The organism is Streptomyces sp. W16 (assembly GCF_033194735.1).
Taxonomy (GTDB): Bacteria; Actinomycetota; Actinomycetes; order Streptomycetales; family Streptomycetaceae; genus Streptomyces.
The window spans coordinates 1-3,810 of sequence record NZ_JAWOAI010000739.1 but is presented as its reverse complement, the minus strand read 5'-3'; the positions used below and the strand labels follow the sequence as shown (position 1 = coordinate 3,810).

General features: G+C 72.2%; 5 protein-coding genes. 1 reads left to right on the top strand and 4 read right to left on the bottom strand.

Annotated features, from left to right (window positions below; genetic code table 11):
* From R6V09_RS48295 to hisI, 3 genes are all read right to left on the bottom strand, one after another.
* Positions 1-333 (bottom strand): TIGR02234 family membrane protein (locus R6V09_RS48295; protein ID WP_317887799.1); only part of this gene is annotated, 333 nt, incomplete at its 3' end.
* A 52-nt stretch (positions 334-385) separates the two neighbouring features.
* On the bottom strand, positions 386-1,864 hold the full coding sequence (locus R6V09_RS48290; protein WP_317887798.1) for an anthranilate synthase component I: 1,479 nt from the start codon (positions 1,862-1,864) through the stop codon (positions 386-388).
* A gap of 11 nt (positions 1,865-1,875) precedes the next feature.
* Positions 1,876-2,301, bottom strand: a complete 426-nt coding sequence (gene hisI, locus R6V09_RS48285) for a phosphoribosyl-AMP cyclohydrolase (RefSeq protein ID WP_317887797.1) — start codon at positions 2,299-2,301, stop codon at positions 1,876-1,878.
* 81 nt (positions 2,302-2,382) lie between these two features.
* Between hisI and R6V09_RS48280 the strand changes: the two genes are divergently transcribed.
* Complete coding sequence (locus tag R6V09_RS48280) at positions 2,383-3,018, top strand: TIGR03085 family metal-binding protein (RefSeq protein WP_317887796.1); 636 nt, start codon at positions 2,383-2,385, stop codon at positions 3,016-3,018.
* Positions 3,019-3,022: 4 nt separating this feature from the next.
* Here R6V09_RS48280 and R6V09_RS48275 read toward each other — a convergent pair.
* The coding region (locus tag R6V09_RS48275) for an MFS transporter (RefSeq protein WP_327097874.1) at positions 3,023-3,810 on the bottom strand (788 nt) is incomplete at its 5' end.

The window sequence follows — 3,810 nt, the reverse complement described above, 5'->3', positions numbered from 1 at the left end:
TGCGACGATGCCGGCGCCGGAGAGCGCGAGGAGGGCGGAGACCGCGAAGCGGCCCGTCCTGCGGACGGCGAAGACGGCGACGAGCGCGGCGAGGCCCACTATGGCGAGCGCCGCGGGCACACCCGTGACGTCGCTGCCCTTGGCGGACAGCGGGAACGGGTCGCCTGCCACCGTCGCGATCCCCTCCGACCAGCGCTGACGGGTGGCCAGCAGCGCCACGGCCGCGCCGAGCGCACCGCTCATCAGCGCTACGGCGAGGCTGCGGCGGCCGGCGCGTGCGGGGCCTTCGCCTTCGGAACGGGGGTGTGGAACAGCTGCAGTCACGTAGTCCACTATCGCTCGAACCCCGGGCGAACCGTCACCCGGGGTTCATATGACCCTCGTCCTATTGCCCGAGCCGGTTCGCCGTGTGCACCGCGCGGAGGACGGCCGCAGCCTTGTTGCGGCACTCCTGGTCCTCCAGTTCCGGGTCCGAGTCGGCGACGATGCCGGCGCCCGCCTGGACGTAGGCCGTGCCGTCGCGGAGGAGGGCCGTACGGATGGCGATGGCGGTGTCGGAGTCGCCTGCGAAGTCGAGGTAGCCGACGCAGCCGCCGTACAACCCCCTTCTGGAGGGCTCCAGTTCGTCGATGATCTGCATCGCGCGGGGCTTGGGCGCGCCGGAGAGGGTGCCGGCGGGGAAGCAGGCGGTGAGGACGTCGAAAGCGGTGCGGCCGGGTGCGACGCGGCCGGTGACCGTCGAGACGATGTGCATCACGTGGGAGTAGCGCTCCACCGACATGAAGTCGACGACCTCGACCGAGCCGGGCTCGCAGACGCGTCCCAAATCGTTACGGCCGAGGTCGACCAGCATGAGGTGTTCGGCGCGCTCCTTGGGGTCGGCGAGGAGTTCGTCGGCGAGGGCCTGGTCCTCCTGCGGGGTGGCGCCGCGGTGCCGGGTGCCGGCGATGGGGTGGACCATCGCGCGGCCGTCCTCGACCTTGACGAGGGCCTCGGGGGACGAACCCACCACGTCGAAGCCGTCGAAGCGGAACAGGTACATGTACGGGGACGGGTTGGTCGCCCGGAGCACCCGGTACACGTCCAACGCGCTTGCCGTGCACGGCGTTTCGAAGCGCTGGGAGGGGACGACCTGGAAGGCCTCGCCCGCGCGGATGCGCTCCTTGATGTCCTCGACGGCCTCCTTGAAGTCGGGGCCGCCCCACAGCACGGTGTACTCCGGCAGCTCGGAGGGCGGGAGCTGGGCGGGCGGCTGGGCCACCGCGCGGGAGAGGTCCGCCTCCATGGCGTCCAGGCGGGCCACCGCGTCCGCGTAGGCCTCGTCGACGCCCGTGTCGAGGTCGTTGTGGTTGATCGCGTTGGCGATCAACAGGACCGAGCCCTCCCAGTGGTCCATCACGGCGAGGTCGCTGGTGAGGAGCATGGTCAGCTCGGGGAGCCTGAGGTCGTCCCGCTCGCCGGGGCCGATCTTCTCCAGGCGGCGGACGATGTCGTAGCCGAGATAGCCGACCATGCCGCCGGTGAAGGGCGGCAGTCCCTCCTGGTGGGGGGTGTGCAGGGTGTCGATGGTGGCGCGCAGGGCGGCGAGGGGGTCGCCGTCGACCGGGACGCCGACGGGTGGGGTGCCGAGCCAGTGGGCCTGGCCGTCGCGTGCGGTGAGGGTGGCGGCGCTGCGGACGCCCACGAAGGAGTACCGGGACCAGGAGCGGCCGTTCTCCGCGGACTCCAGGAGGAAGGTGCCGGGGCGCTCCGCGGCGAGCTTGCGGTAGAGCGCGACCGGGGTGTCGCCGTCGGCGAGGAGCTTGCGGGTGACCGGGATGACGCGACGGTCGGTGGCCAGCTTGCGGAACGTGTCAAGGTCCATGGCGGCTGACCCTACTGATCCGAGACGGCGGTGCCGGAATCAGCACCTTCTTTAAGAAGGCTCTCGTCAACGAGCTCTTCTTTGAGGAGCACGTCCGCGTCGAAGCAGGTGCGGGCGCCGGTGTGGCAGGCGGCGCCGATCTGGTCGACCTTCACCAGGACCGTGTCGGCGTCGCAGTCCAGGGCGACCGACTTGACGTGCTGGAAGTGGCCGGAGGTGTCGCCCTTCACCCAGTACTCCTGGCGGCTGCGGGACCAGTAGGTGCAGCGGCCGGTCGTCAGGGTGCGGTGCAGCGCCTCGTCGTCCATCCAGCCGAGCATGAGCACCTCACCGGTGTCGTACTGCTGGGCGATGGCGGGGACGAGCCCGTCGACGCTCCGCTTGAGGCGGGCGGCGATCTCGGGGTCGAGGCTGCTGGACTGGGGCGCGCTGGTCATGGGGCCATTGTGCCGCGCGGCACCGACAGTCCCGGTCGACGTCCACTGTGCGGACCCGGTGGGCGGTCGTAGGCTGACGGTATGTCGACCTTCGCCAAGCGTGAACGACTTCTTCTCGCCGACCTCCTGGAGACGACGGGCCCGGACGCCCCGACCCTCTGTGAGGGCTGGCGGACCCGTGACCTGGCCGCGCACGTGGTGGTGCGGGAGCGCCGTGCCGACGCGGCCGGCGGCATCATGATCAAGCAGCTCGCGCCGCGCCTGGACCGGGTGATGGCGGAGTTCGCGGCCAAGCCGTACGAGGAGCTGATCCAGCTCATCCGTACGGGCCCGCCGCGCTTCTCGCCGTTCCAGCTCAAGCAGCTCGACGAGGCGTCCAACACGGTCGAGTTCTACGTCCACACCGAGGACGTACGGCGGGCGCAGGAGGAGTGGACGCCGCGCGAGCTGGACCCGGTGTTCCAGGACGCCCTGTGGTCGCGGCTGGAGCGGATGGCCCGGCTGGTGGGCCGGAGCGCGCCGACCGGGCTGGTGCTGCGCCGCCCGGACGGGCAGACGGCGGTCGCCCACAAGGGGGCACCGGTCGTGACGGTGACCGGTGAGCCCTCGGAGCTGCTGCTGTTCGCGCACGGCCGGCAGAGTGTGGCCAAGGTGGAGCTGGACGGCGACGAGAACGCGATCGCCAAGCTCCAGGAGGCCAAGCAGCTGGGGATCTGAGAGCTCAGCCGGGCAGCTCGGCCCGGCGCAGGTCGCGCACGCCCAGGGCGATGACCCCGCCGAGCCCGCAGACCACCGCGCTGACCACGAACACCGGGCCGGTGCCCCACGCGCCGATCGCCGCGGCCGACAGCGGCATGGTGAGGGGGGCGAGGCCGAGGCTGGCCAGGCTGGAGACGGCGGTGACCCGGCCGAGGTAGGCGGGGTCGGAGTGGGTCTGGAGCAGGGCGCCGCACATGACGCCGCTGAGCCCGGCAAGCAGCCCGATGAGCAGGGCGATGCCTACCGCCGCGAGGACGCCCGGGACGTAGGCGAGAGCGCCGATGGCGACGCAGCCCGCGATGATCGAGTAGCCGGCCACCTGCCCGGCGTGCGGAAGCCGGCCCCGCACGGTCAGCACCGTCGAGGCGGTCCCCGCGCCGACCCCGAACCCGGCGAGCACCCACCCCATCCCGGACGCTCCCCAGCCCCGCTCGTCGGCGAGCAGGGTCAGCCCCACGTTGAGCGGGCCGGCGAACCCCAGGTCACCGAGGGCGATGGCCAGCATCAAGGGCGCGAGGACACGGTGACGGCGGACGTAGCGGAGCCCGGCGGCCAGGTCGCGCCACGCGGTGGTCGTGCCGATGGCGGCCGTGCCGTCCGACGGCAGCTCCCGGACCCGTACCGAGATCAGCAGCGGTACCGACACCGCGATCAGCAGCCCGGCCACCCCGAACGCGGCCACCGCGCCCCCGAACGCCACCGCGAGGCCCCCGAGCGGGGCGCCGAAGATCACGGCGAACCGGTAGGCGA

Bases quoted from the DNA above. Each gene is read 5' to 3' on its own strand.
- R6V09_RS48290 (WP_317887798.1), bottom strand. From the start codon at position 1,864: ATGGACCTTGACACGTTCCGCAAGCTGGCCACCGACCGTCGCGTCATC.
- R6V09_RS48280 (WP_317887796.1), top strand. From the start codon at position 2,383: ATGTCGACCTTCGCCAAGCGTGAACGACTTCTTCTCGCCGACCTCCTG.
- hisI (WP_317887797.1), bottom strand. From the start codon at position 2,301: ATGACCAGCGCGCCCCAGTCCAGCAGCCTCGACCCCGAGATCGCCGCC.